Here is a 24,126-nt window from a genome sequence, read left to right as displayed (position 1 = left end):
GACGGGCGGCCCGAGGGGTGGATTCCTCCGCACACTGCACGTCGCGGCCGCCGTCGGCGCCTGTTCCCACCGTCGGCAGTCACTGAAAACGCGTGCCGGGCGGCGGGCCCGTCGGCCCGCCGCCCGGCATTCTCAAGGGCGTTGTGCGTGTCTTTCCGTGCGGATCGGGTCAGTGGGTGCCGAGGCGGTCCTGGACCCAGGTGTGGAACTCGCCGATGTGGTGCTCGCTCGGGACCAGGACGCCGCCCTTGGCGTACAGGCGCGAGCTCATCGCCGGCTGGCAGCGCTCACAGGCGTCGAAGTCCTGGCGGTTGACCCGGTCGAACAGCTCGACGGAGCGGCTGACGTCCTTGCCGGACGCCACGACGTGCGGCAGGTACAGCCAGTCGCACTCCACGACCGTGCGGTCGGCCGCCACCGGGTACATCCGGTGGAAGATCACATGGTCGGGGACGAGGTTGATGAACACCTGCGGCCGCACCGTGATCGCGTAGTACCGGCGGTCCTGGTCCTCCGAGACCCCCGGAATGCGGTCCAGCCCTTCCGAGCCGTCAACGGTGAATCCCTTGATGTCCTCGCCGAACTCCGCGCCGTGCCCGACGTAGTACTGCGCAGCGAAGCCGTCGGCGAACTCCGGCAGGACCTCGGTCAGCTCGGGGTGGATCGTCGCGCAGTGGTAGCACTCCATGAAGTTCTCAATGATGAGCTTCCAGTTCGCCTGCACGTCGTAGACGATCCGCTTGCCGAGCTCCAGGTTCTCGATGTCGTACGCGCTGATCGACTCCGCGTCGCCCAGGCGCGCCACCACGTCCTGGATCACCGACTCCTCGAAGGAGGGCGGGTTCTCGGCCAGGCACACCCACACGTAGCCCAGCCACTCGCGCACCGCGACGTTCGCCAGGCCGTACTCGGTACGGCCGACGTCCGGCATCTTCGTCAGGTTCGGCGCCGCGACGAGCTTGCCCGTGAGGTCGTAGGTCCAGGCGTGGTACGGGCACTGGAACGCCCGCTTCACCTCGCCGGACTCCTCCGTGCACAGCTTGGCGCCGCGGTGCCGGCAGACGTTGAAGAAGGCCCGGACCGAGTTGTCCCGCGACCTGGTCAGCAGGACGCTCTCCCGGCCGATGTCCACGGTCTTGAACGCGCCCGGCTTGGCCAGATCCGCCGAGCGTGCCGCGCAGAACCACATCGATTCGAAGATGCGCTCCTGCTCCAGGCGGAAGATCTCCGGGTCCGTGTAGTGATCACCGGGGAGGGTGGCGATCAGGCTCTCCGGAAGTCCGGTCGTAGTCATAGTTCACCTCGAAGAGAAGTGCCTCGGACAGAAAGGAAGGGGAGGTGCTTTCACGCAGCGGCGTGCAGGCCGGCGGCGCGTTCGGCCGCCTCGACGACGTTGGCGAGGAGCATCGCGCGCGTCATGGGACCGACGCCGCCGGGCATCGGGGCCACCCACCCGGCGACGCCTGCGACGTCCGGGTGCACGTCGCCGAGCAGGCCCTCTTCCGTGCGGGTGATGCCGACGTCCAGGACGGCGGCGCCCGGCCGGACCATGTCGGGCGTGATGAGCCCGGCCGAGCCGGCGGCCGCGACGACGATGTCCGCCTCGCGGACGTGCCAGGGCAGGCCCTTCGTACCGGTGTGGCACAGCGTCACGGTGGCGTTCTCGGACCTGCGGGTGAGCAGCAGGCCGATGGGCCGGCCGACCGTGACGCCGCGGCCGATCACGCAGACCCGGGCGCCGGCGAGCGGCACGTCGTGGCGGCGCAGCAGTTCGACGATGCCGCGCGGGGTGCAGGGCAGCGGGCCGTCGACGCCGAGGACCAGGCGGCCCAGGTTGACGGGGTGCAGCCCGTCGGCGTCCTTCGCGGGGTCCATCCGCTCCAGTACCGCGTTGGCGTCGAGGCCGCGCGGGAGGGGCAGCTGGACGATGTAGCCGGTGCACGCGGGGTCGGCGTTCAGCTCGTCGATGACCTGCTCGACCTGCTCCTGCGTCGCGTCGGCCGGCAGTTCGCGCCGGATCGAGGCGATGCCGACCTGTGCGCAGTCGCGGTGCTTGCCGCCGACGTAGGCGTGGCTGCCGGGGTCGTCGCCGACCAGTACGGTGCCGAGGCCGGGGACGACGCCGTGCTCGGCCAACGTGGCGACGCGCTCGGCGAGTTCGGCGCGGAGGGCGGCCGCGGTGCGTCGGCCGTCGAGGATGTTCGCGCTCATGTCTTCTCCCTATTCCTGGCCGCGGGGGCGCTGCCCTAGCCGCGGAGGCGCTGCATCTTCGGGTCGAACAGCGGCTCTTCGGTGACGACCGCCGGGATGCTCTGATCGAAGTAGCCGATGTGCAGGGTGCGGCCGGGGGTGGCCAGTTCGGCGGGGAGCCACGCGTAGGCGATGCCCTTGCCGATCGTGTATCCGTAGGCGGCGCTGGTGACGTAGCCGACGGTGCAGTCCCCCTCGAAGACCGGCTCCTTGCCCATGACCACCGCGCTGGGATCGTCGATGGTCAGGCAGGTCAGCCGGCGTCGTACGTTCTCGGCGCGGCGCTGCAGCGCTTCGCGGCCGAGGAAGTCGCCCTTGTCCATCCGGACCGCGAAGCCGACGCCGGCCTCGTACGGGTCGTGCTCGTAGGTCATGTCGGTGCCGAAGGACCGGTAGCCCTTCTCCAGCCGGAGGCTGTTGAACGCGCCCCGGCCGGCCGCGATGCCGCCGTACGGCCGTGCCGCCTCCCAGAGCGTGTCCCAGAGCTTGAGGCCCATGTCGGCGGTGGTGTACAGCTCCCAGCCCAGTTCGCCGACGTAGGACAGGCGCATCGCGGTGACGGGGACGGCGCCGATGTGTGCCTGCTTCGCGCGGAAGAAGCGCAGGCCGTCGTTGGAGAAGTCCTGGTCGGCCAGCGGCTGGAGGACGTCCCTGGCCTTCGGGCCCCACAGGCCGATGCAGCAGGTGCCGGCGGTGATGTCGCGCACTGCCACCGAGCCGTCGTCGGGCAGGTGCCGGATGAGCCAGTCCAGGTCCAGGTTGCCGTTGGCGCCGACCTGGAAGCGGTTCTTGCCGAGCCGGGCGATGGTGACGTCGCTGCGGATGCCGCCGTCCACGTCCAGCAGCAGGGTGTACGTGACCGAGCCCACCGATTTGTCGATGTTTCCGGTGGTCAGGTACTGCAGGAAGGTGGCGGCGCCGCGCCCTGTGACCTCCAGCCGCTTGAGCGCGGTCATGTCGTACATCGCGACGCCCTCGCGGGTCGCCTGGGCCTCGGCACCCACGATCGGCGACCAGTAGCGGGCCGCCCAGTCGTTGGGCGTGGGGATCTCCCGCCCCGCCAGCAGGGACTCGTTGGCCTCGTACCACTGGGGCCGCTCAAAGCCCGATGCTTCCAGGAAGTACGCGCCGAGCTCCTGCTGGCGGGGGTGGAAGGGGCTGGTGCGCAGGGGTCGTGGCGCACCGGCCGGCTGGAGGGGGTGGAGGATGTCGTAGACCTCGTCGAAGGCCTGGCAGTCCCGCGCGAGCACGTACTCGGGGGCCAGCTGGTGCGGCTCGAAGCGGTTGACGTCGCACTCGTGCAGGTCGAACGAGGAGCAGTGGCCGTCGACGAGCCATTCGGCGACGGCGCGGCCGACGCCGGCGGAGTGCGTCACCCACACGGCTTCCGCCACCCAGAAACCCTTCACCTGCGGCGATTCGCCCAGCAGCGGCATGCCGTCGGCGGTGAAGGAGAAGAGGCCGTTGATGCCTTCCTCGACCTTGGCCTCCCGCGTCGCCGGGAGCAGCGACTGCGTCTCGGTCCAGGCGTCGGCGAAGTCGTCGGGGGTGAAGCGCAGGACGGACGGCATCTCCTCGGCCTCGTCCACCGCGAGGATGTCGTCGGCCGACACGGGCATGGCGCGGTGCCCGTAGTAGCCGATGCCGAGGCGGTCGAAGCGGTCCCGGTAGTAGAGGTCGGCGTCCTGGTGGCGCAGGATCGGGCGCACGGCCTCCTCGTCCTGGCCCGCCAGCGCCGGTACCGGTCCGGTCCAGGCGAGCTGGTGGGCGACGGGGGTGAGGGGGAGGTTCATGCCGACCATGCGGGCGACCCTCGGGCCCCAGATGCCGGCGCAGCACACCACGATGTCGGCGGGGATCTCGCCCTGGTCGGTGACGACCGAGGTCACGCGTTCGCCGTCGGCGCCGTCGTCCTCGGTGCGGACGTCCAGCACCTCGTGGTGGCCGAGGAAGCGCACTCCGCGGCCCTGGGCCGCGGTGATCTGCGCCTCGACGGCGAGCACGGCTTTGGCCAGGCCGTCGGTGGGGATGAGCATGCCGCCCAGTACCCGGTCGGGGTTGACCAGCGGGTGCAGCTGGACGCATTCCTCCGGGCCGAGCATCCGGGCTTCGATTCCCCACGAGGTCACCCAGCCGTGCCGGCGCTGCAGCTCCGCCAGCCGCTCCGGTGACGTGGCGATCTCCAGGCCGCCCACCTGGAGGAAGCACGGCTCCCCCGCGACCTCCAGGGAGCTGAACTTCTCGACCGTGTAGCGGGCCATCTCCGCCAGGGCCTTCGAGGAGTTCGTCTGGAAGACCAGGCCCGGGGCGTGCGACGACGATCCGCCGGTGGCCGGCAGCGGCCCCTGGTCGACCACCGTCACCTCGGTCCAGCCCCGGACGGACAGCTCATCGGCCAGCGCCGCCCCCACGACACCCGCACCGATGATGACCACTCGCGGTCCCGCCATCGCCACCACCCTCCAATTCAGAAGTTGCCTTATGCGCAACGCGCATCGGGTTGCGCAACACACAGTGCAGTCCACCCAGACGGGTGTCAAGAGGTGATCCCGGCGGATCGGCGGTGCGGCGGGTGACGCGCCCGAGTGACGCACCGATGCCCCAACTCCCTGGTGAGCAAGGTGGAAAGAAGGGCTTGACCGCGAGGCGTCCCGTCCGGACCATGTTGCGTATCGAACATGCTGTTGCGTAATGCGCACTCACCTGGAGGCCTCAGTGTCCGTTCGCCCGCAGCTCGATCGCGAGTTCGTCCTCACCGTTTCGTGCCCCGACCGCTCCGGCCTCGTCCACGCCGTCACCGGCTTCGTCGTCCAGCACTCCGGGAACATCCAGGAGAGCCAGCAGTTCGACGACCGGCAGCAGGGCCACTTCTTCCTGCGCATGCGCTTCGACGTCTCGGACCCGGCCATCACGCTCGACGACCTGCGCTCCGGGTTCGCGCCCGTGGCGGAGGCGTACCGGATCACCTGGAACCTGTACGACGCCGCGACGCCCACCCGAACGCTGATCATGGTGTCGAAGTTCGGCCACTGCCTGAACGACCTGCTCTTCCGCAAGAGCACCGGCAGCCTCAACATCGAGATCCCGGCGATCGTCTCCAACCACCGGGAGTTCGAGGCGCTCGCGGAGAGCCACGGGATTCCGTTCCACCACATCCCCGTGACGCGGGACACGAAGCCCGAGGCGGAGGCCCGGCTGCTGGAGCTCGTCGACGAGCTGAACATCGACCTGGTCGTCCTCGCCCGCTACATGCAGATCCTCTCCAACGACCTGTGCAAGCAGCTCGAAGGCCGGGCGATCAACATCCATCACTCGTTCCTGCCGAGCTTCAAGGGCGCACGGCCGTACGCGCAGGCGCACGAGCGCGGCGTCAAGCTCGTCGGTGCCACCGCGCACTACGTCACCCCGGACCTGGACGAGGGCCCGATCATCGAGCAGGACGTGGTACGCGTGGACCACTCGCAGGGCCCCGACGCGCTGGTCACCCTCGGCCGCGACGTCGAGGCGCAGGTCCTCGCGCGGGCGGTGGAGTGGCACAGCGAGAGCCGGATCATGGTGAACGGCAACCGCACGGTCGTCCTGCGCTGACCGCCCCCGCCGCCTGCTGTGCGGCCCGCGCGGGGCAGCCGGCCGCACGCCCCGCCGGTCGGCGTTTCCGGTGCTCGCTGCCCCTAGGATGCGGCCATGAGCAACCACAGCACCGAGGCCGCCGGCGCCCCCGGCGGCGGCGTGCAGTCCGTCGACCGAGCCGTCTCCGTGCTGGAGTTCCTGGCCCAGCACGGAGAGGCGGGCGTGAGCGAGGTGGCGGCGTCGCTCGGCGTCCACAAGTCCACCGCCTTCCGGCTGCTCGGCGCCCTCGAAGCGCGCGGCATGGTGGAGCAGGAGAGCGAGCGCGGGAAGTACCGGCTCGGCTTCGGCATCGTGCGGCTGGCCGGCGCGGTGACGGCCCGCATCGACATCACCCGGCACGGCCAGGAGATCTGCGAGCGCCTCGCCAAGGAGCTGGGCGAGACGATGAACCTCGCGGTGCTCGAATCCCACTACGTCATCAACCTCGCCCAGGTACGCGGCCCGTCCGCCATCGCCGCACAGAACTGGATCGGCCGGCTGACGCCGCTGCACTCCACGTCGAGCGGGAAGATCCTGCTGGCGCACCTCTCCCCCGAGCGCCGGACGGAGCTGCTCGCCGGGGTCCGGCTGGCCCGCATGACGCCCCGCACGCTGACGACCAAGAAGAAGCTGGCGGCCGCGCTGGCCGAGGCGCGCGAGCGGGGTTACGCCACGACGGTGGAGGAGTACGAGGAGGGGCTGAACGCCATGGCCGCGCCCGTCCGCTCGCGCGACGGCGAGACCGTCGCGGCGCTGACCGCCTCCGGCCCGGCCTTCCGCTTCACCGAGGAGCGCATGCACGAACTCGCACCGTCCCTGGTCGAGGGCGCCGCGGAGCTCAGCCGCCGCCTCGGCTACCCGGGCTGACGGGCCGCATCGCACGGGACCCGAGCCGCCGCCGGCGGCCGTGCGGCGGTGGCGGAGTACGCACGGCCCTCACAGCGGGTACGTCTGCGGCGTCCCCGCCGGCGTTTCCAGACCCCAGCGCGCGGTCACGCGTACGGCGTCGACGGTCGAGGCGACGTCGTGCACGCGGACGCACCAGGCGTCCTGCGCGGCGGCCAGGACGGACACCGCCGAGGTGGCCGCGTCCCGCAGGTGAGCCGGGCGGGGCCGGCCGGTCACCGGGTCCGTCAGCAACTCCCCGAGGAAGGACTTGCGGGCCGCGCCCACGAGCACCGGATGGCCGAGCGCGGTGACCTCCGGCAGGCGGCCCAGCAACTGCCAGTTGTGCTCGGGGAGTTTGGCGAAGCCGAGCCCCGGGTCGAGGACCAGGCAGTCCGCCGGGACACCGGCGTGCAGCGCCGCTTCGATCCGCAGCCGCAGCTCGTCGACCACCTCGGTGACCACGTCGTCGTAGACGGCCCGTGCCCGCATGCCGGCGGAGTGCCCGCGCCAGTGCATGACCACGTACGGCACCCCGGCGCCCGCCATCAGCGGCAGCATCCCGGGGTCGGCGAGGCCGCCCGAGACGTCGTTGACCAGCCGTGCGCCGGCCTCGACGGCACGGGCGGCCACCTCGGCCCGCATGGTGTCGACACTGACGGTCGCGCCCGCCGCTGCCAGCTCGCGGACGACCGGCAGCACGCGCCGCAGCTCCTCCTCTGCCGAGGGCCGCACGGCACCGGGGCGGGTCGACTCGCCGCCCACGTCCAGGATGTCCGCGCCCTCCTCCCACAGCGAAAGGCCGTGCGCGACGGCCCGCTCCGGGTCGTACCACCGCCCGCCGTCGGAGAAGGAGTCGGGCGTGACGTTCACGATGCCCATGACCAGGGCCCGCGCGAGCCGGGGCAGCCCGCGCGGGTGCAGCGCGGGGGCGCCCCGGCTCGGCCGGATCGCGGTGCTCATGCGGTGCCGCCCCGTGCCGCCGTGGTGGCGAGCTGCCGGCGCCAGCGGGTGAACTGCTTGGTGCGGGCCATGCCCAGTACGGCGACCGGCTCCCCGGCGCGGCGGTAGACAGCGAGGAAGCCGCGGTCGGCCGGGTCGCCGTCCTCGACGGTCACGCTGTCGGCCAGGGCGGCGTGCCCCGCGAACTGGATCCGCACCCCGTACTGGTCGGACCAGAAGTACGGCGGGCGCGGCGCACCCAACGGCGCGGTGCCACCGGAGAGCAGGGCTGCCACGGCCGTCGCCGGGCGCTCGTTGGCGCCGGTCCAGTGCTCGATCCGGCGGTGTGCGGCGAAGCCCTCGTCGTACCAGGCCGCGCAGTCACCGACCGCGACGACGCCCGGAATGCTGGTGATGCCGTCGGCCCCGCAGCGCACGCCCCCGTTGTCGAGCGCGACGCCCGAGCCCTCCAGCCAGTCGGTGCAGGGGGTGGCGCCGATGCCCGTGACGACGATGTCGGCCGGGATGCTGCGGCCGTCGTCGAGCAGGACCGCGTCCACCCGGCTCCGCGCGCCCGCTCCGGCGGGCGCCTCCCCGCCCCGCAGCCCGAGGGGGACCACGGCCGGGGAGTCCGCGGTGGCGGTCACCCCTCGTACGCCGGTGCCGCACAGCAGGCGCACCCCGTGGTCGCCGTGCAGCGCGGAGACCGCTGCCGCCATCTCCGGCCCGAGCGGACCGGCGAGCGGCGTGGGCCCGGCGACGACGAACGTCACGTCCAGGCCCATGACGGCGGCGGTCGAGGCCACTTCGGCGCCGACGAAGCCGCCGCCGATGACGACCAGCCGGCCGCCGTGCGCCAGCTCGTCCCGCAGCGCACGGGCGTCGTCGAGGGTGCGCAAAACGTGCACGCCGGCCAGGCCCTCACTGCCGGGCAGGGTGCGCGCCGCGGCTCCGGTGGCGATCACCACGCCGTCCGCGCGCACGGCCCCGCCGTCGGCGAGCCGTACCGCGCGTTCCCGGGTGTCCAGCCCGGCGGCCCGCGTCCCGAGCACCCACTCGGCCGCGAGGTCCTCGTCGTCCGTTTCGAGCGCGAGGTCGGCCTCGTCGGCCTTGCCGGTCAGGAACTCCTTGGACAACGGCGGTCTGTCATAAGGGCGGTGCCGCTCCTCGCCGATGAGGACGAGGCGCCCGTCGTAGCCCTGGTCGCGCAGGGCGCGAGCGGCGGAGAGGCCGGCGAGCGAGGCGCCGACGACGGCCACGGTCTTCACGCGACACCTCCGGCCAGGCGAGCGGCGACGCAGGGCGGCAGGTTCGGCGGCGCTTCGGACAGCGCCACCCAGACCATGTCGTCCTCGACGAGCACCTGGTGCGTCCGTACGGGCCGCTTGGCCGGCGGGGCGTCAGCTGCGCCGGTGCGCAGGTCGAACTTCGAGGCGTGCAGCGGGCATTCGACCTCGCGCCCCTCCAGCCAGCCGTCGGACAGCGAGGCGTCCTGATGGGTGCACGTGTCGTCGATGGCGTAGAGCTCGCCGTCCTCGGTGTGGAACACCGCGACGGGCGGGACGGTCTCGAGCCGGTAGGACTCGCCTCGCGGGATGTCGGAGAGACGACACGCGGGAATCATATGGCCACCTCGTTGCGTATACAGAAACACATGGCGCTCTACGCAACGAGTCTGGAGCCGCCCCGAACCCGTGTCAAGGAATCCGGGAGAACGAAGATCGGGACATTTTGCGTTGCGTGATGCGCAACAAAAATCACCCTGCGCATCACTGTGGAAGCCCGGGACGGACCCGCCCGCTAACGGGCGTCGAGCGTCCCCGCGGCCCGGCGGAGCGCCTGCCGGCAGGCCAGGACGGCGGGGTGCCCACTGGCGCCGCGGCGTACGACGGTGAAGACGCGGCGGGTGCGCCGGCCGCGCGGGAGCTGCCGCAGGGCGACGGTCGGCGGGCGGCCCTCCCAGAGAAGGCCGGGGAGCAGCGCCGCGGCGTGGCCCTGCTGGACGAGGCGGAGGTGGAGCAGCAGGTCGGTGGTCTCGAACCGCACGTCGGGGTCGAAGCCCGCGTCACGGCAGAGGGTCATGGCCCAGTGCCGGGCGGTGGTGCCTTCGGGTTCCATGACCCAGGGGTGGGCGGCGAGCGCGCGGAGCGCCGCCGTCGGACCGTCGGCCCCCTGGACGTCGGCCCCCTCGGGCAGGGCGAGATGGAGGGGGTCGTCGAGCAGGTCCTCCTGCTCCAGTTCGGCGGGGCGCGGGCCGGTGTTCCCGGGGTACTCCTCGGCGAGGACCAGGTCGAAGTCGCGGGCCTGCAGCGCGGGCAGGGCCCGTTCCGGCTCCTGGTGCGTGACGTGCACGCGCAGCTGCGGATGGCTGTCGCGGAGCAGGTCGAGCGCGGCCGGTACGAGGGTGAGCGCGGCCGTCTGGAACGAGGCGATGCGCAGGGTGCCGGTCAGGTCGGTCAGGGAGGTGGCGATGTCCGCCTCCGCGCGCTCCAGCCGCTCCAGTACCGCTTCGGTGTGCGCGACCAGGATCTCGGCCTGCTCGGTCAGCCGTACGCGTCGGCCGACCGGTTCCAGCAGGGGCACCCCGACCTCGGCCTCCAGCTGGGAGAGCTGCTGGGAGACGGAGGAGGGCGCGTAGGACAGGGCGGCGGCGACGGCCGCGAGCGTGCCGCGGTGCTTGAGCTCGCGCAGCAGGCGCAGTCGGTGCAGGTCGAACATCGGCGGACCGCTTTCCTCGCCGGCTCCCCGCCGCCAGTACGAACGATCGGGTTTTCCGATGAGTATAGGTCGGAAACTTCCGCTGGACCGATCGTGGCAGGTGCCCGACCCTGATCAGGTGACTGAACCTGATCAGATGACCGAAAACGTCTCAGCCCTCCACGCCCCGTCCCTCCGTACGCTGCCGTGGACCGTCCGGCCCGGCGCCCGGCGCTGGCGATGCGCGCCCGCACCCGCCGCGGTGCGCGAGTTCCACGCCTCGCTGCCGGACTACTCCCCCACCCCGCTCACCGAACTCCCGGGTCTGGCTCGTGAGTTGAGCGTCGGCCGGGTCTTCGTCAAGGACGAGTCGCACCGGCTGGGGCTGCCCGCCTTCAAGGCGCTCGGCGCTGCCTGGGCGGTCCACCGCGTCCTCGCCGAGCGCGCGGCGAACGGCGCGAGACCGGGCCCGGTCACCCTGGTGACCGCCACCGACGGGAACCACGGCCGGGCGGTGGCCCGCACGGCACGCCTGCGCGGACAGCGCGCCCACGTCTTCGTACCGCAGGGGGTGCATCCGCAGGCCGTGGCGGCCATCGCCGCCGAGGAGGCCACGGTCACCGAGGTCCCCGGCCCGTACGACGAGGCCGTGCGCCTGGCGGCCGAGGCGGCGGCAGGGCCCGACGCGGTCCTGGTGCAGGACACCGCCTGGCCGGGTTACGAGCAGGTCCCGGGCTGGATCGTCGAGGGCTACTCCACGCTCTGCGCCGAGATCGACGAGCAGCTGGCCGACGGCGGTGTCGCGGGCCCCGACCTGGTCGCGGTGCCGGTGGGTGTGGGATCGCTGGCGCAGGCGGTGGTCACCCACTACCGCAGCCGCCCGTCCGGACCGGCCCCGGCGCTGCTGGCGGTGGAACCGGAGGCGGCGGCCTGCGTGCTGGAGAGCCTCGCCCTCGGCGAACCGGTCGGTGTCACCACCGGCGACACCACCATGGCCGGGCTGAACTGCGGCACCCCCTCCAGCCTCGCCTGGCCGTACCTGGACGGCGGGCTGGACGCCGCCGTCGCCGTCACCGACGCCGAGAGCGCCCGCGCGGCGCGGGACAGCGCCGCACTCGGCGTCTCCTCGGGGCCCTGCGGCGCCGCCGCGCTGGCCGGCGTCCGGGCCGTACTCACCGGCGCCGGTTCCGACGACCGCCGCGCGGCGCTGGGGCTCGGCCCGTCCTCGGTGCTCGTACTGCTGAGCACCGAGGGACCCGCGGCCAACCCGCACTCCCCCACCGCCCCCTGAACCCCGATTCCTCTCCGCACCCGAAGGAGGGCCGCAGATGCTGACCCACTTCCTGGCCGCGCTCGGCGTGCTGGGCCTGCTGACCATCGTTCCCGGGCCGGACATGGCCGTGGTGACCCGGCGCGCCGTCGCGGCCGGAACCCCGGACGCGTTGCGGACCGCGGGCGGCATCGCGGCCGGGCTGCTGGTCTGGGGCGTGCTGACCGTGGCGGGACTCGCGGCCGCGCTGGCCGCCTCGCCCGTCGCGTACCTGGTCCTGAAGCTGCTGGGCGCCGGCTACCTGGTGTTCCTGGGGGCGCAGGCGTTGTGGCAGAACCGCCGTGCCGTCTCCCCGACGGCACGTACCGACCCCGGTGCGGCCACGGGGAACCCCTGGCGGACCGGGCTGGTCAGCAACGTACTGAACCCGAAGATCGCCGTCTTCTACACCGGGCTGCTGCCCACCCTGGCCCCGGCCGGCATGCGGCCCGTGCGGGCCATGGCGCTCCTCGTGCTCCTGCACATCGTCCTGACCCTCGCCTGGCTGAGCGGCTACGTCCTGCTGCTGGCCAAGGCCGGGCCGGTGCTCGAGAAGCCACGGGTCCGCCGCGCCCTCGGCCGGATCACGGGCGTCGTACTGATCGGCTTCGGTGTCGTGGTCGCGACCGCAGCCGGCTGACCCGCGATCCATCGCCGGACCCGGCCCGGCCTGCACGCGATCCTCTGACGGCCCCTCACCGGCACCCGCTTTCCCGCGGCTCCGGTGGGGGCTTCGTCGTGGTGCGTACAGGTCGTCAGCCGTTCCGGGAACGTTCAACTGGCTGACCCTGAACATCGTTGGGTACTGCACCTAAGGTCCATGAGGCTTTCGAAAGAAGGGACTCATGGACGCACTCCCCGCAGTCCGCGCGCGCCGGATCACCAAGTGTTTCGGTGACGTCGTCGCACTCGACGGCGTCGACCTGGACGTGCCGCAGGGGCGGATACACGGCCTGGCCGGACCGAACGGCGCCGGCAAGACCACCCTGCTCGGCCTGCTCCTCGGGCTGGCCGTCGCCGACAGCGGCAGCCTCGACATCCTCGGAACACCGGTCGGGCGGGCGCTCGACGCACCCGACGGTGTCGCGGGCTTCGTGGACGGCCCCGGTCTCTACCCCTCGCTCACCGCCCGGCAGAACCTCGCCGCGCTCGCAGCCCTCCGCGGTGACAACGCCAGGACCACCGCCGTCGACGACGCGCTCGCGCAGGTCGGACTCACCGCGGTCGCCGACGAACGGACCCGCGGCTTCTCCCTCGGCATGCGTCAGCGGCTCGGACTGGCCGCGGCCCTGCTCACCAAACCCCGGCTGCTCGTCCTCGACGAACCGGCCAACGGACTCGATCCGGCGGGTAAGAAACACGTACACGGAGTCCTCGACCGGCTCGCGGCGGACGGCACCGGTGTCGTGCTCTCCAGCCACCGCATGGACGACCTCGAAGCGCTCTGCTCCGAGGTCACCATCCTCGCCGCCGGGCGGGTCGTCTTCTCCGGGCCGCTGGCCAAGCTGGCCGCCGAGAACGCCGAACTCGACTACCGGCTGCTCACCTCCGACCCGGAAACGGCCCGCCGACTGGCCGCCGGCACGGCCGGTATCCGTGTCCTCGACGGCTCCGGGGCACGGCACGACAGCGACGCGCTCGTCGTGCGTGCGCTGACCCCCGCCCTCGACGAACTGGTGGTGCGACTCGTGCAGGGAGGCATCGCACTGCGCGAACTCGCCCCCGTGGTGTCGCCGCTGGAGGCCGCGTTCCTCGCCCTCACCGAGAACCAGGAGGCCGCCCGATGACCGCGACCCTCGCCCCCGCGCCGGCCGCCGTCGCCGGTGCCCGCCGCGCCTCGGTGGTACGCGGCTACCGCTTCGAGCTGGTCAAGCTGGTCTCGCAGTGGCGCATCCGGCTGCTGCTCCTGGCCTGCTGGCTCGCGCCGGCCCTCTTCGTCGCGGCGGTCAGCCAACAGAGTTCGCTCCCCGTCGACACCCTCTTCGGCCGCTGGATGCACGCGACGGGGTGGGCCGGCCCGCTGGTGATGCTCGGCTTCGCCGGGACCTGGGCACTGCCGCTGATCACCTCGGTGGTCGCGGGTGATGTGTTCGCCTCCGAGGACCGGCTCGGCACCTGGCGCCACCTGCTCGTGGCGTTCCGGTCGCCCCGGCGGATCTTCGCCGCCAAGGTGCTCGCCAGCCTCACCGTCCTGCTGCTGCTCGTGGTCGGGCTCGCCTGTTCCGCCGCGGTCGGCGGGGTGGTGGCGGTCGGCAACCAGCCGCTGGCCGGCCTGGACGGCCACCTGCTGACGCCGGGGGACGCCGCCGCCAGGACCCTGCTGGCCTGGGCCTGCGTCCTCGCGCCGACCCTCGCCCTCGCCGGGATCGGGCTGCTCGGCTCGGTGGCGCTGGGCCGTTCCCCGATGGGGCTGCTGCTGCCCGTGCTGGTCGCCCTCGCGATGCAGCTCGCCCAGATGATGCCGCTGCCCGTCGCCGTACGGCTCGCGCTGCCGAGCTACGCCTTCCTCTCCTGGAACGGCCTGTTCACGAGCCCGGCTCAGCTCGCCCCGCTGGTGATCGGCATCGTCGTCAGCCTGGTGTGGGCCGTGCTGGCGACGGCGCTGGCCTACCTGCTGTTCGTACGGCGCGACTTCACGAACCCCGGCTTCGACGGCTCGGGGCGCCGCGCGGTCACCATCGGCTTCCTGCCGCCGGCCGGACTGGCCGCCCTGACGGTGGCGGTCCTCAGCGCGTCGGCCACGGCCACGGCCACCGGCTCCGGGATCGAGCAGGAGAAGGTGCAGCGCTCGGTCGCCACGGCCTTCGCCCACCTGTACCGCATGCAGACCGCGCAGCTGCACCGGCCCGACGTCACCGAAGCCCGCCTGAAGGCCACGGCGGCGTGCAACAAGGGCAGCGACCGGGTCGCGGCGGAGGGGCCCGGCAACGACTGGCGCTGTGTCGTCTCCTGGCACCTGCCCGGCGTCGACGCCGCGGGCCAGGCCGTCTACCAGCTCGATGTGACACCGGACGGGCGGTTCATGGCCGACGGCGATGGACCGAAGGAAGTCAACGGCTACTTCCTGGTGCGGACTCCGCAGGGCGACGCGCCGAACCCGCTGTGGCAGTTCGACGGCAATGTCGAACTTCTCTCCTCGAAGGGATAACAACTCCATGCAGGTCATACGCCGCCGTCGGAACGACGACACCGGCCGCTCCGGCATCGCCGGCAGAGGCCTCAGCCGCCGCAGCACGCTGGCGACCGCCACCGCTGTCGTCCTCGCCGCCACCGCCGGCATCGGTTACGCGCAGACCCACCAGTTCGGCACCCAGCAGGTCGGCCAGCAGACCGCCGACGGCCAGGTCATCTCCAGCGACCAGCACATCGCCCCGTACGGCGACCGCCTCGTCATCAACAACGGCAAGATCATGTCGTCCTCGGTCAGCCCGGACGGCGACCATGTCGCGGCCTCGCTGACCGACGGCGGCGCGGCGCTCGCCATCGTCGACCGCAAGAACTGGAAGGTACAGCAGCTCGTCAGCGCCTCCGCGTCCTCCAGCCCGCGCATCAGCAGCAACTCCGTCGGCCAGGAAGGCCCCACGTACTCGCCCGACGGCAAGCAGCTGTGGCTGGGCCAGACCGACGGCTACACCAAGTTCACCGTGAACCCGGACGGCAGCGTCTCGGACCCGCAGTTCATCAAGATCCCGGCGGACGGCGCCAAGCACGCGCTGGTGGGCGAGCCGGTGTTCTCGGCCGACGGCGCCACCGTCTACGCCGCGGTCAACGGCCAGAACAAGGTGGTCGCCCTCGACGCGGCGACCGGGGACATCACGCACACCTGGAACGTGGGCAACGCCCCGCGCGACATGGTCAAGGTCGGCGACAAGCTCTACGTCAGCAACGAGGGCGGCCGCCCGGCCAAGCCCGGCGACACCACGATCAACTCGTACAACACCCAGGTGCCGGCCGACCCGAAGACGGGCGCCACCACCACCGGCACGGTCAGCGTCATCGACCTGGCGAAGCCGGAAGCGGCCGTCCGGAGCATCGACGTCGGCCTGCACCCGACCGCGCTGTACGCCAAGAAGGGCGCGCTGTTCGTCACCAACACCGCCACCAACGACGTGTCGGTCATCAGCACCGCCACCGACAAGGTCGTGCAGACCATCGCCACCCGTCCGTGGCCGGAGGCGTCGGTGGGCTACGAGCCCAACGCGGTGACGCTCACCGACGACGGCCGTCTGCTCGTGACGCTCGGCCGCGCCAACGCGGTCGCCGTCTACAAATACAAGAGCCCGCAGGAGCCGGTCAGTTACGTCGGCCTGCTGCCCACGGACTACTTCCCCGCGGAGATCGCCACCGTCGGCAAGCAGGTGCTGGTCTCCAACACCCGCGGCATCGACGCCCGCCGGCCCACCACCAGCGGTGGGCACGGCACCCATGACACCACCTCCAGCCTGCAGCGCTTCACCCTGCCCGACGACAGCGTCATCAGGTCCCGGACGGCCAAGGTGTTCAAGCAGAACGGCTGGACGGCCGACTCGGTCAAGAAGGCCGCAGGCAAGGGCACGGCGAAGCCGGTCGCGGTCCCGCAGCGGCTCGGCGACCCCTCGACGATCAAGCACGTCTTCCTGATCGTCAAGGAGAACCGGACCTACGACCAGGTCTTCGGCGACATGCCGCAGGGCAACGGCGACCCGAAGCTGGCGCAGTTCGGCGAGAACGTCACGCCGAACCAGCACGCGATGGCCGAGCAGTTCGGCCTGTACGACAACACCTACGACATCGGCACGAACTCCGCCGAGGGCCACAACTGGCTCATGCAGAGCGACAACCCGGAGTACACCGAGTCCTCGGCCGGTGAGTACCAGCGCAGCTACGACACCGAGAACGACGCGCTCGGCCACCAGAAGTCGGGGTTCCTGTGGACCGGTGCGCAGGCGGCGGGCAAGTCCGTCAAGGACTTCGGTGAGTTCCAGTCGGTGGAGCAGAAGCCGGCCGACGCGTCCTGGCAGAACCTGTACTGCGACGCCAGGACCATGGAGGCGACCGGGAAGCCCACGGCCTACCCGATCAAGACGGGCTCGGCGATCCCCTCGCTGAACGACGTCTCGGTGCAGGGCTTCCCGATGTTCGACCTCAGCGTCCCGGACGTGTACAAGTACCAGATCTGGAAGCAGGACTTCGAGAAGAACGGCCCGGCGAACCTGAACATGTTCTGGTTCTCCAACGACCACACCGGCGGTCCCGCCAGCCCGTCCGCGCAGGTCGCGGACAATGACCTCGCGGTCGGCAAGATGGTCGACAAGATCTCGCACAGCAAGTACTGGAAGGACTCGGCGATCTTCGTCGTCGAGGACGACTCGCAGGCCGGCCTCGACCACGTCGACGGGCACCGGGCGCCGATCCAGATCATCAGCCCCTGGGCGCAGCACGGCAGGACGGACAGCCACTACTACACCCAGATCACGATGATCCGGACCATCGAGCAGATCCTCGGGATCCACCCGATGAACCAGAAGGACAGCGCGGCCACGCCCATGAGCGCGGCCTTCACCGGCAAGCCGGACACCACTCCCTTCACGGCGCGGCCCAACCGCGTACCGCTGACCGACGGTCTGAAGGAGCAGCCGTCCTGCGGTTCTGACAACCCGGCGCCGCAGAGCACCAAGGCGGCGGCCGTGGCGCCGGCGAAGGTGCCGGCGGACATGCGGGACCTCGCGGCGGCCTGGGAGAAGTGGAAGTCCAAGCAGCGGCTGACCGGCCCGCACGCCATCCCGGACTACGCCAACCCGGCCCAGATGAACCACCTCACCTGGTACGAGACGCACGGCTGGAAGCAGCCGTACCCGGGCGAGAAGAAGCTGTTCGCCCCGGAGGACGTGCCGGGCGCCTTCATCCCGTCCGCGGAGAACGACGGCTGAGGACCGGCGCGGCCTGAGCGCTCACCGCCGTCACAGCGGCCCGGACCGGCTCGCCCGGTCCGGGCCGCTTGCGCTCAGCTTCCGGTGCAGCAGGCGTCGCCGGCCAGGGCGCCGCTCTTGCCCATCCGGTCGGCGTCGGCCTTGACGACGTAGATCTCCCAGGGCTCCTTGCCGGGCCCGTGGACCCAGACCTTGTCCTGGAGCGCGTAGCAGCAGGAGGTGTCGTTCTCCTCGAAGGTCGCCAGGCCCGCTTCCTCGAGGCGGGCGGTGGCCGCGGTGACCTCTTCGGTGGTGGCGACCTCGACGCCGAGGTGGTCGAGCCGGGTCTCCTGGCCCGCCTCGCCCTCGATCAGCACCAGCTTCAGCGGCGGCTCGGTGAGGGCGAAGTTGGCGTATCCGGGGCGGCGCTTGGCCGGCTCGACGCCGAAGAGCCGGGAGTAGAACTCCACGGACGCCGCCAGGTCGGCAACGTTGAGGGCAAGCTGTACACGGGACATGGCACCCACCTGATCTCGCTGGATCGACATCTTTCGATGCAAGCTTGCGCGCTGGATAGGCGTCCGTCAACATAGAAGCATGTCGAAACAAGAGCTCGAGGTGGTCGAGGTGACCGGCCCGGCCGAGGACTGCTGTCCGGGGCTGCTGACGGCCCCGATGGACGAGGCGCAGGCCACCGAGCTGGCGAAGGTCTTCAAGGCGCTGGGCGATCCGGTACGGCTGCGGCTGCTGTCGATGATCGCCTCGCGGGCCGGCGGCGAGGTCTGCGTCTGCGATCTGACCCCGGCCTTCGACCTGTCCCAGCCGACCATCTCCCACCACCTCAAGCTGCTGCGGCAGGCCGGTCTGATCGACTGCGAGCGCCGGGGCACGTGGGTGTACTACTGGCTGCTGCCCGAGATGACCGACCGCCTCGCCGGCATCCTGGCCCGCCCTGCCGGACAGCCCCTGCCCGAGCCCACCGCACCGCACACGGAGGCCGCCTCGTGACCGGCGGCACCACTCCCCCGGCCACCGGCCCGGTCGCCGCCCGCCTCTCCTTCCTCGACCGCTTCCTGGCCGTGTGGATCCTGCTGGCGATGGCCGCGGGACTGGGCCTCGGCCGCCTCGTACCGGGCCTGGGCGACGCGCTCGCGAAGGTCACCGTCACCGGCGTCTCGCTGCCGATCGCGCTCGGCCTGCTCGTGATGATGTATCCGGTACTCGCCAAGGTCCGCTACGACCGCCTGGACACCGTCACCGGCGACCGCCGCCTGCTGATCCCCTCCCTGGTGATCAACTGGCTGGTCGGCCCCGCGGTGATGTTCGCGCTCGCCTGGCTCTTCCTGCCGGACCTGCCGGAGTACCGGACCGGCCTGATCATCGTCGGGCTGGCCCGCTGCATCGCCATGGTCATCATCTGGAACGACCTGGCCTGCGGCGACCGTGAGGCCGCCGCGGTCCTCGTCGCCCTCAACTCCGTCTTCCAGGTGCTCGCCTTCTCCGCCCTGGGCTGGTTCTACCTCTCCGTGCTCCCCGGGTGGCTCGGCCTCGCGACCACCGGTCTGGATGTGTCGGTGTGGGAGATCGCCCGCAGTGTGCTGGTCTTCCTCGGCATCCCGCTGGCCGCCGGGTTCCTCACCCGCCGCCTAGGCGAGCGGGCCAGGGGCCGCACCTGGTACGAGAACAGGCTGGTCCCGCGCATCGGCCCGTTCGCGCTCTACGGCCTGCTGTTCACCATCGTCGTGCTCTTCGCCCTCCAGGGTGACGCGATCACCTCCCGGCCGTGGGACGTGACCCGGATCGCGCTGCCCCTGCTGGTGTACTTCGCCGTGATGTGGGCCGGGTCCATGGCCCTCGGCAGGGCCGTCGGCCTCGGCTACCCGCGGGCGACGACGCTGGCCTTCACCGCCGCCGGCAACAACTTCGAACTCGCCATCGCGGTGGCCATCGCGACCTTCGGCGCCGCCTCCGGCCAGGCCCTGGCCGGCGTCGTCGGACCCCTCATCGAGGTCCCCGTGCTGATCGGCCTGGTGCATGTCGCCCTGGCGGCCCGCCGGTACTTCCCCGCCGCCTCCGCCGGGGACCGCGCTACGGCTGGTGAACCGGTCGCTCCTGGCGCGCTTTCCGGCAGCTCTCCAGGTGATCGATGAGCCTGTCGGCCGGGCCCAGGTCGGTACTGCGGTCGGTGACCAGACTGTGGCTGCCGTACGTCAGCCGGTACTCGAAGCGGTCCCGGGAGCCCGCGTCGATCTGACGGGCCGGCAGGCCGGCGAAGTCGACGGCGGCCAGCAGCGAGTCGAGCTTCTTCTCCTCGGCAGCCGACAGGTCGCGGGCCGCGTGGCTGCCCGTGCGGTCGGTGACGGAGACCGATCCGTCGGGGCGTACGTCGATGCCGTACTGGACTCCGGCGATGCCGCCGCTCACGGCGAGGCTCACGTCGGCCGAGGCGGGCCCGCGCGTCGCACCCGACGCTGCGGGCTCGCCGCACGCGGCCAGCAGCACGGCAATCACAAGAACGGCCGGACGCCACACCGTGCGCAGTGTCATGCTCGCCCTCCCGGGGCTCGTGTGGCCCGACCTTACCCACTGTTCCGGGCCACCGCACGGCACCGCGCGGAGCGGCGAGCCCCGCGTCACCACAAGTGCGCCGCCCCCGTACGTGACGTCCCGGGAAACCCGCGGTCTCTCGGTACGTTCTCCACCAAGGGACGAGGACGAACCGGGCGGGAAGCATGAAGATCGACTGGGACCGGCGCGCGTGTGCGCGCCGCGGGCATGTCACGTACGCACCCGAGGAAGCAGCCCTGCGCGAGCGGTTGCGCGCGCCCACCGCGGTGGGTGAGGCGTGGCGCTGCCTGCGCTGCGGGGACTTCGCCGTCGGCCCGCCGCAGGGCAGCGGGCCCGCGGCCGACGCCCCGCTCGTGCCGCGCGGCAGGGCCCTGCGCGACACGGTCATCATCCGGCTGATCGCCGTGGAGCGGGCCGTGCGGGGGCTGTTCGTGCTGCTGGCCGCGTACGCGGTGTGGAAGTTCAGCAACAGCAAGGATTCCGTCCACCGCCTCTTCGACGAAAATCTCGTCGCCCTCCGGCCGGTCGCCCGTCACTTCCACTTCGACCTGGACCACTCGCCGGTGGTCGACACGATCCGCAGGGTCTTCCAGTACCGGCACTCCACCCTGACGTTCGTGGCGGTCGCACTGCTGGTCTACGCGCTCGTCGAACTCCTCGAAGGCGTGGGCCTGTGGCTGCTCAAGCGGTGGGCCGAGTACCTGGCGGTGGTGGCCACGGCCGCTTTCCTGCCCCTGGAGGTCTACGAGCTGACCGAGAAGGTGAGCTGGCTGCGGATCGCCACCTTCGTGGTGAACATCCTGGTGGTGGTGTACATCGCGGTGTCCAAGCGGCTGTTCGGGCTGCGCGGCGGCAGGGCGGCGTACGAGTCCGAGCGGCACAGCGCCTCGCTGCTGGAGGTGGAGACGTCGGCCGGCGCGGCCCCCGAGAACGGCTGACAGGGGGTCAGCGGGACGGCCCGGACCCGGCGTGTGGTGCCGGTCCGCTCGCTCACCAGCGGATCGGTACCGGCAGGGCGGTCAGCAGCGCGGTCACCGCCACGGTGGTGCCCAGGAGTACCAGTTCGGCGCGTGCGGGGGCACAGGCGCTGAGCGGGTCGTCGGCGCGGCGCAGCCGGAGCCGGGCGTACAGGGCCAGTGCGCTGGTGACGGCCACCAGCAGGAGCTTGGCGAGCAGGACGCGGCCGTACGCGGTGCCGGTGAGCTGGCCGAGGACGGTGCCGGGCGGCATCCGCCGCAGGGTGCTGCACACTCCGGTCGCGGTCAGCGCGGCGAGCAGGAAGACGGCCCCGCGGGCGTACCGGGCGAGCAGCACCGCGCCCGGACCCGGCGCCGCCGTACGCCACAGCCGCAGGGTGCGCAGCACATGGAGGAGGGTGCCGGCCCAGAGCGCCGCACAGGTCAGGTGGAGGAGGGTGAGGGCCGAGCCGACGAGCGGGGTGTCCTCCGGCGCCGGGTGGGCGCGCAGTGCCTCGCACACGACGAGGACGGCGAGGGGCGCCGCCTGTGCGGCCGGGCGGCGCGAGCGGGCCAGGAGGGCGGCGACGAGGAAGGCGTTGACCTCCAGCAGCGCGAGCATGCCGTCGCGCGTCCGGTAGAGGCCGCTGAGGTCCAGGTCGGCGAGGCTCTGCGGCACGAGGTTGCCGTCGGAGACGATCGCGGCGAGCCCTGCCGCGGCCAGCGCACCGGCCAGCCCGACCCCCGCTGACCAGGCACGCGGCAGCGGCGCCGGCCCGCCGGGGACGCGGCGCGCCAGCCACGTACCGGCCACCTCGCCGGTCTGGACGCACACCGCCGCCAGCACCACGCCCCGCAGCAGCGAGACCCACCCGGCCGCCGGCGCCTCCGCCTCCCCCGTACCGTGCAGGGCGGCCCCGGGCCCGAGCAGCGCCACGGCCGCGCCGGCCATGGCGAGCAGGAGCAGGAGCGCGGCCCGCCTGACGTCGGCACGGTCCGGTGCGGCCGCGGTCGCGGGGCCGGCTGCAGGCGTGGCCGTGTCGTCGGCCGGCGCGGTGGGCGGTCGCATGGAGAGCACCTCGCGAGTTCACGGATGGCTGCACCATCCCTATCCGAAAAGGCGCCTTCCGCTTGTTTCCCGCGGAGAAGTCGCCCATGTGCAGGAAAGTACTTACTGCACACCGGGGGCACGTGCGGGGTCCCTGGACACCACCGGGCGGAATGTGACGCCGCGACGGCCACGAACGGCCGGTATCGACCGTACGAAGCGGACGCGGGACCGCTCTCCGCGGGTGCGGGGCGGCCATCCGCGGGCGCGGGGCCGTCATCCGCGGGCGCGGGGCCGCTATCCCAGCAGCGCCGCGATGGCGACGAGGGCAGGGACGGAGAGGAGGGTGGACAGCAGGACGGATTCGCGGGCGAGGCGTTCGGCCACGCGGTACTGGGAGGCGTAGGTGTAGAGGTTCTGGGCGGCCGGCAGCGCGGCGATCACGACGACGTCGAGCAGGTCGGCGCCGTGCAGGTGGAAGACTGCGGCGCCAAGGGCCCAGGCCGTGACGGGCTGGACCACGGTCTTGAGGACGGCCGACAGCACGATGGCGGGCCGGTGGTCACCGCGTGCGGGCAGGCCGGAGCCGCACAGGGATATGCCGAAGGCCAGCAGGACGGCGGGGACGGACATGTTGCCGATGAGGGTGAGGGGTTCGAGCACCGGCCGGGGAACGGCCCAGCCGCCGGCGGCGACGGTGACGCCCGCGAGCGAGCCGAGGGCCATCGGGTTGCGCAGCGGCGTGGTCAGCCGTCGCAGGAGGGACTGCGGCTCGCCGGGCCGGGTCAGGTCGAGGAGGGTCAGCGCGAGCGGGGTGACGATGATCTGCTGGAAGAGCAGCACGGGCGCGACGAGCGAGGCATCTCCCAACACGTAGACGGCGATGGGGATGCCGAGATTGCCGGCGTTGACGTAGCTGGAGCAGAGGGCACCGATGGTGAGCTGTCCCGCCTCCCAGCGCCTCAGGAGGCCGACGGCGGTGAAGAGGGCGGCCGCCGCCACCGTACTGAGCGCGGTGACGACCAGCCGCTCGGACAGGAGGATGCGCAGGTCGGCGCCCGCGAGCGTGGTGAAGAGCAGGCAGGGAGTGGCGACGCTGAAGGCGAGCCGGGTCAGGACGTACCGGCCGTCACTGCCGAGGTACGCGCGCCGCCCGATGACGTAACCGACGCCGACGACGACGGCGATCACCATGAAACCGGTGAGAACTCCCTGCATGCTCTTCCTTGCTGAGGTGCCGCTGCTTGGTGCGATTCTCGGAGGAGACGTCGGCAGCGGCGTCGGCGGGGTCCGGTGGCGGCCGGGGCTTTCGGATATTTCCGTGCCGTGCCGCCGATGGCGGTGCACACTCGCTCCATGGCGGACATGCAGGCGTTCCGGGACGAGGTCAGCGGCTGGGCGGCCGGCGGCCCCGGCGGACCGGCGGGTGAGCTGGCCCTGCGGCTGGGCGTACGGACCGCGGTGCTGCTCGAAGGCCCCAGCGACCTCGCGGCGGTGGAGACCCTGGCCGCACGGCGCGGCCGGGACCTGGCCGCCGAGGGGGTGTGCGTCGTGGCGATGGGCGGGGCGATGAGCATCGGCCGGTACGCCACGCTCCTCGGGCCGCCCGGCCTCGGCCTCCGCCTGGCAGGACTGTGCGACGAGAACGAGCAGCGCTTCTTCGACCGCGGCCTGGAACGGGCCCGGGCGCCCCGCCGGGACGTCTTCGTGTGCGTGAGCGACCTGGAGGACGAGTTCATCCGCGCGCTGGGACCGGCGAGCGTCGAGGAGATCATCCGGGCGGAGGGTGACCACCGCGCCTGGCAGACGTTCCTGCACCAGCCCGCCCAGCACGGCCGCCCCCGGCAGCGCCAGCTACGGCGCTTCCTCGGCACCAAGAAGGGCCGCAAGATCCGCTACGGCCGCCTCCTCGCCGAAGCCCTCTCCCCCGAGCGGGTACCGGCTCCTCTCGACGGCCTCTTCGCGCGCTTGTGA

General features: G+C 72.1%; 22 protein-coding genes. 11 read left to right on the top strand and 11 right to left on the bottom strand.

Going from position 1 to position 24,126, the window contains the following annotated elements:
• Positions 1–169: 169 nt before the first annotated feature.
• The 3 genes from C3486_RS03895 to C3486_RS03885 are packed head-to-tail and all read right to left on the bottom strand — an operon-like array spanning position 170 to position 4,700.
• A complete protein-coding gene (locus C3486_RS03895) occupies positions 170–1,294 on the bottom strand; it encodes an aromatic ring-hydroxylating dioxygenase subunit alpha (RefSeq protein WP_103831117.1) in 1,125 nt (374 codons plus the stop codon).
• A gap of 50 nt (positions 1,295–1,344) precedes the next feature.
• Positions 1,345–2,211: a bifunctional methylenetetrahydrofolate dehydrogenase/methenyltetrahydrofolate cyclohydrolase gene (locus C3486_RS03890; protein WP_103831116.1), complete on the bottom strand. Its 867-nt coding sequence runs from the start codon at positions 2,209–2,211 to the stop codon at positions 1,345–1,347.
• A 35-nt stretch (positions 2,212–2,246) separates the two neighbouring features.
• Positions 2,247–4,700 (bottom strand): FAD-dependent oxidoreductase, encoded by a 2,454-nt coding sequence (locus tag C3486_RS03885; protein ID WP_103831115.1) that lies wholly within the window; start codon positions 4,698–4,700, stop codon positions 2,247–2,249.
• 265 nt (positions 4,701–4,965) lie between these two features.
• On the opposite strand from C3486_RS03885, the gene purU reads away from it, so the two are divergent.
• Both purU and C3486_RS03875 read left to right on the top strand, forming a co-directional pair.
• Positions 4,966–5,838: a formyltetrahydrofolate deformylase gene (gene purU, locus C3486_RS03880; RefSeq protein WP_103831114.1), complete on the top strand. Its 873-nt coding sequence runs from the start codon at positions 4,966–4,968 to the stop codon at positions 5,836–5,838.
• Positions 5,839–5,934: 96 nt separating this feature from the next.
• On the top strand, positions 5,935–6,726 hold the full coding sequence (locus tag C3486_RS03875; protein ID WP_103831113.1) for an IclR family transcriptional regulator: 792 nt from the start codon (positions 5,935–5,937) through the stop codon (positions 6,724–6,726).
• A gap of 69 nt (positions 6,727–6,795) precedes the next feature.
• Here C3486_RS03875 and folP read toward each other — a convergent pair whose 3' ends face one another.
• The 4 genes from folP to C3486_RS03855 all read right to left on the bottom strand — a co-directional run bounded on the left by folP (position 6,796) and on the right by C3486_RS03855 (position 10,404).
• Positions 6,796–7,707, bottom strand: a complete 912-nt coding sequence (folP, locus tag C3486_RS03870) for a dihydropteroate synthase (protein ID WP_258052574.1) — start codon at positions 7,705–7,707, stop codon at positions 6,796–6,798.
• Positions 7,704–8,954: an NAD(P)/FAD-dependent oxidoreductase gene (locus tag C3486_RS03865; RefSeq protein WP_103831112.1), complete on the bottom strand. Its 1,251-nt coding sequence runs from the start codon at positions 8,952–8,954 to the stop codon at positions 7,704–7,706. Before C3486_RS03865 ends, folP begins: the two co-directional genes overlap by 4 nt.
• On the bottom strand, positions 8,951–9,310 hold the full coding sequence (locus tag C3486_RS03860) for a bifunctional 3-phenylpropionate/cinnamic acid dioxygenase ferredoxin subunit (protein WP_103831111.1): 360 nt from the start codon (positions 9,308–9,310) through the stop codon (positions 8,951–8,953). The genes C3486_RS03865 and C3486_RS03860 overlap by 4 nt, the downstream gene beginning before the upstream one ends.
• 176 nt (positions 9,311–9,486) lie before the next feature.
• The gene (locus C3486_RS03855; RefSeq protein ID WP_103831110.1) at positions 9,487–10,404 is read right to left on the bottom strand and encodes a LysR family transcriptional regulator; all 918 of its coding nucleotides are present in this window, start codon (positions 10,402–10,404) and stop codon (positions 9,487–9,489) included.
• A 136-nt stretch (positions 10,405–10,540) separates the two neighbouring features.
• Here C3486_RS03855 and C3486_RS03850 point away from each other — a divergent pair, with 136 nt between their 5' ends.
• From C3486_RS03850 to C3486_RS03830, 5 genes are all read left to right on the top strand, one after another.
• The gene (locus C3486_RS03850; protein ID WP_103831109.1) at positions 10,541–11,674 is read left to right on the top strand and encodes a diaminopropionate ammonia-lyase; all 1,134 of its coding nucleotides are present in this window, start codon (positions 10,541–10,543) and stop codon (positions 11,672–11,674) included.
• A gap of 37 nt (positions 11,675–11,711) precedes the next feature.
• Positions 11,712–12,332, top strand: coding sequence for a LysE family translocator (locus C3486_RS03845; protein WP_103831108.1), 621 nt, complete (start codon positions 11,712–11,714; stop codon positions 12,330–12,332).
• A 205-nt stretch (positions 12,333–12,537) separates the two neighbouring features.
• Positions 12,538–13,479, top strand: coding sequence for an ABC transporter ATP-binding protein (locus tag C3486_RS03840; protein WP_103831107.1), 942 nt, complete (start codon positions 12,538–12,540; stop codon positions 13,477–13,479).
• Complete coding sequence (locus C3486_RS03835) at positions 13,476–14,840, top strand: ABC transporter permease (RefSeq protein WP_103831106.1); 1,365 nt, start codon at positions 13,476–13,478, stop codon at positions 14,838–14,840. The genes C3486_RS03840 and C3486_RS03835 overlap by 4 nt, the downstream gene beginning before the upstream one ends.
• 7 nt (positions 14,841–14,847) lie before the next feature.
• Positions 14,848–17,601, top strand: coding sequence for a bifunctional YncE family protein/alkaline phosphatase family protein (locus C3486_RS03830; RefSeq protein ID WP_103831105.1), 2,754 nt, complete (start codon positions 14,848–14,850; stop codon positions 17,599–17,601).
• A gap of 74 nt (positions 17,602–17,675) precedes the next feature.
• Here C3486_RS03830 and C3486_RS03825 read toward each other — a convergent pair whose 3' ends face one another.
• On the bottom strand, positions 17,676–18,098 hold the full coding sequence (locus tag C3486_RS03825; RefSeq protein WP_103831104.1) for an ArsI/CadI family heavy metal resistance metalloenzyme: 423 nt from the start codon (positions 18,096–18,098) through the stop codon (positions 17,676–17,678).
• Positions 18,099–18,177: 79 nt separating this feature from the next.
• Between C3486_RS03825 and C3486_RS03820 the strand changes: the two genes are divergently transcribed.
• Together C3486_RS03820 and arsB are read left to right on the top strand one after the other, a co-directional pair.
• Complete coding sequence (locus C3486_RS03820; protein ID WP_103831103.1) at positions 18,178–18,588, top strand: helix-turn-helix transcriptional regulator; 411 nt, start codon at positions 18,178–18,180, stop codon at positions 18,586–18,588.
• Positions 18,585–19,730, top strand: a complete 1,146-nt coding sequence (arsB, locus tag C3486_RS03815; protein WP_308461216.1) for an ACR3 family arsenite efflux transporter — start codon at positions 18,585–18,587, stop codon at positions 19,728–19,730. Before C3486_RS03820 ends, arsB begins: the two co-directional genes overlap by 4 nt.
• Here arsB and C3486_RS03810 read toward each other — a convergent pair.
• The gene (locus tag C3486_RS03810; RefSeq protein ID WP_146074948.1) at positions 19,669–20,127 is read right to left on the bottom strand and encodes a hypothetical protein; all 459 of its coding nucleotides are present in this window, start codon (positions 20,125–20,127) and stop codon (positions 19,669–19,671) included. The genes arsB and C3486_RS03810 overlap by 62 nt on opposite strands.
• Positions 20,128–20,312: 185 nt before the next feature.
• Between C3486_RS03810 and C3486_RS03805 the strand changes: the two genes are divergently transcribed.
• Entirely contained in the window at positions 20,313–21,086 is a 774-nt protein-coding gene (locus C3486_RS03805) for a DUF2127 domain-containing protein (protein WP_103831101.1), read from the top strand.
• 52 nt (positions 21,087–21,138) lie between these two features.
• On the opposite strand, the gene C3486_RS03800 is transcribed toward C3486_RS03805, so the two are convergent.
• Positions 21,139–22,173 (bottom strand): CopD family protein, encoded by a 1,035-nt coding sequence (locus C3486_RS03800; RefSeq protein ID WP_103831171.1) that lies wholly within the window; start codon positions 22,171–22,173, stop codon positions 21,139–21,141.
• Between the two features lie 276 nt (positions 22,174–22,449).
• Positions 22,450–23,370 carry an AEC family transporter gene (locus C3486_RS03795; RefSeq protein WP_103831100.1) on the bottom strand — a complete coding sequence of 307 codons (921 nt, stop codon included), beginning with the start codon at positions 23,368–23,370 and terminating at the stop codon, positions 22,450–22,452.
• 138 nt (positions 23,371–23,508) lie between these two features.
• Between C3486_RS03795 and C3486_RS03790 the strand changes: the two genes are divergently transcribed.
• Entirely contained in the window at positions 23,509–24,126 is a 618-nt protein-coding gene (locus tag C3486_RS03790; protein WP_103831099.1) for a TOPRIM nucleotidyl transferase/hydrolase domain-containing protein, read from the top strand.

It is taken from the genome of Streptomyces sp. Ru73 (assembly GCF_002920575.1).
Taxonomy (GTDB): Bacteria; Actinomycetota; Actinomycetes; order Streptomycetales; family Streptomycetaceae; genus Streptomyces.
This window is presented reverse-complemented; position numbering and strand designations above follow the sequence as displayed.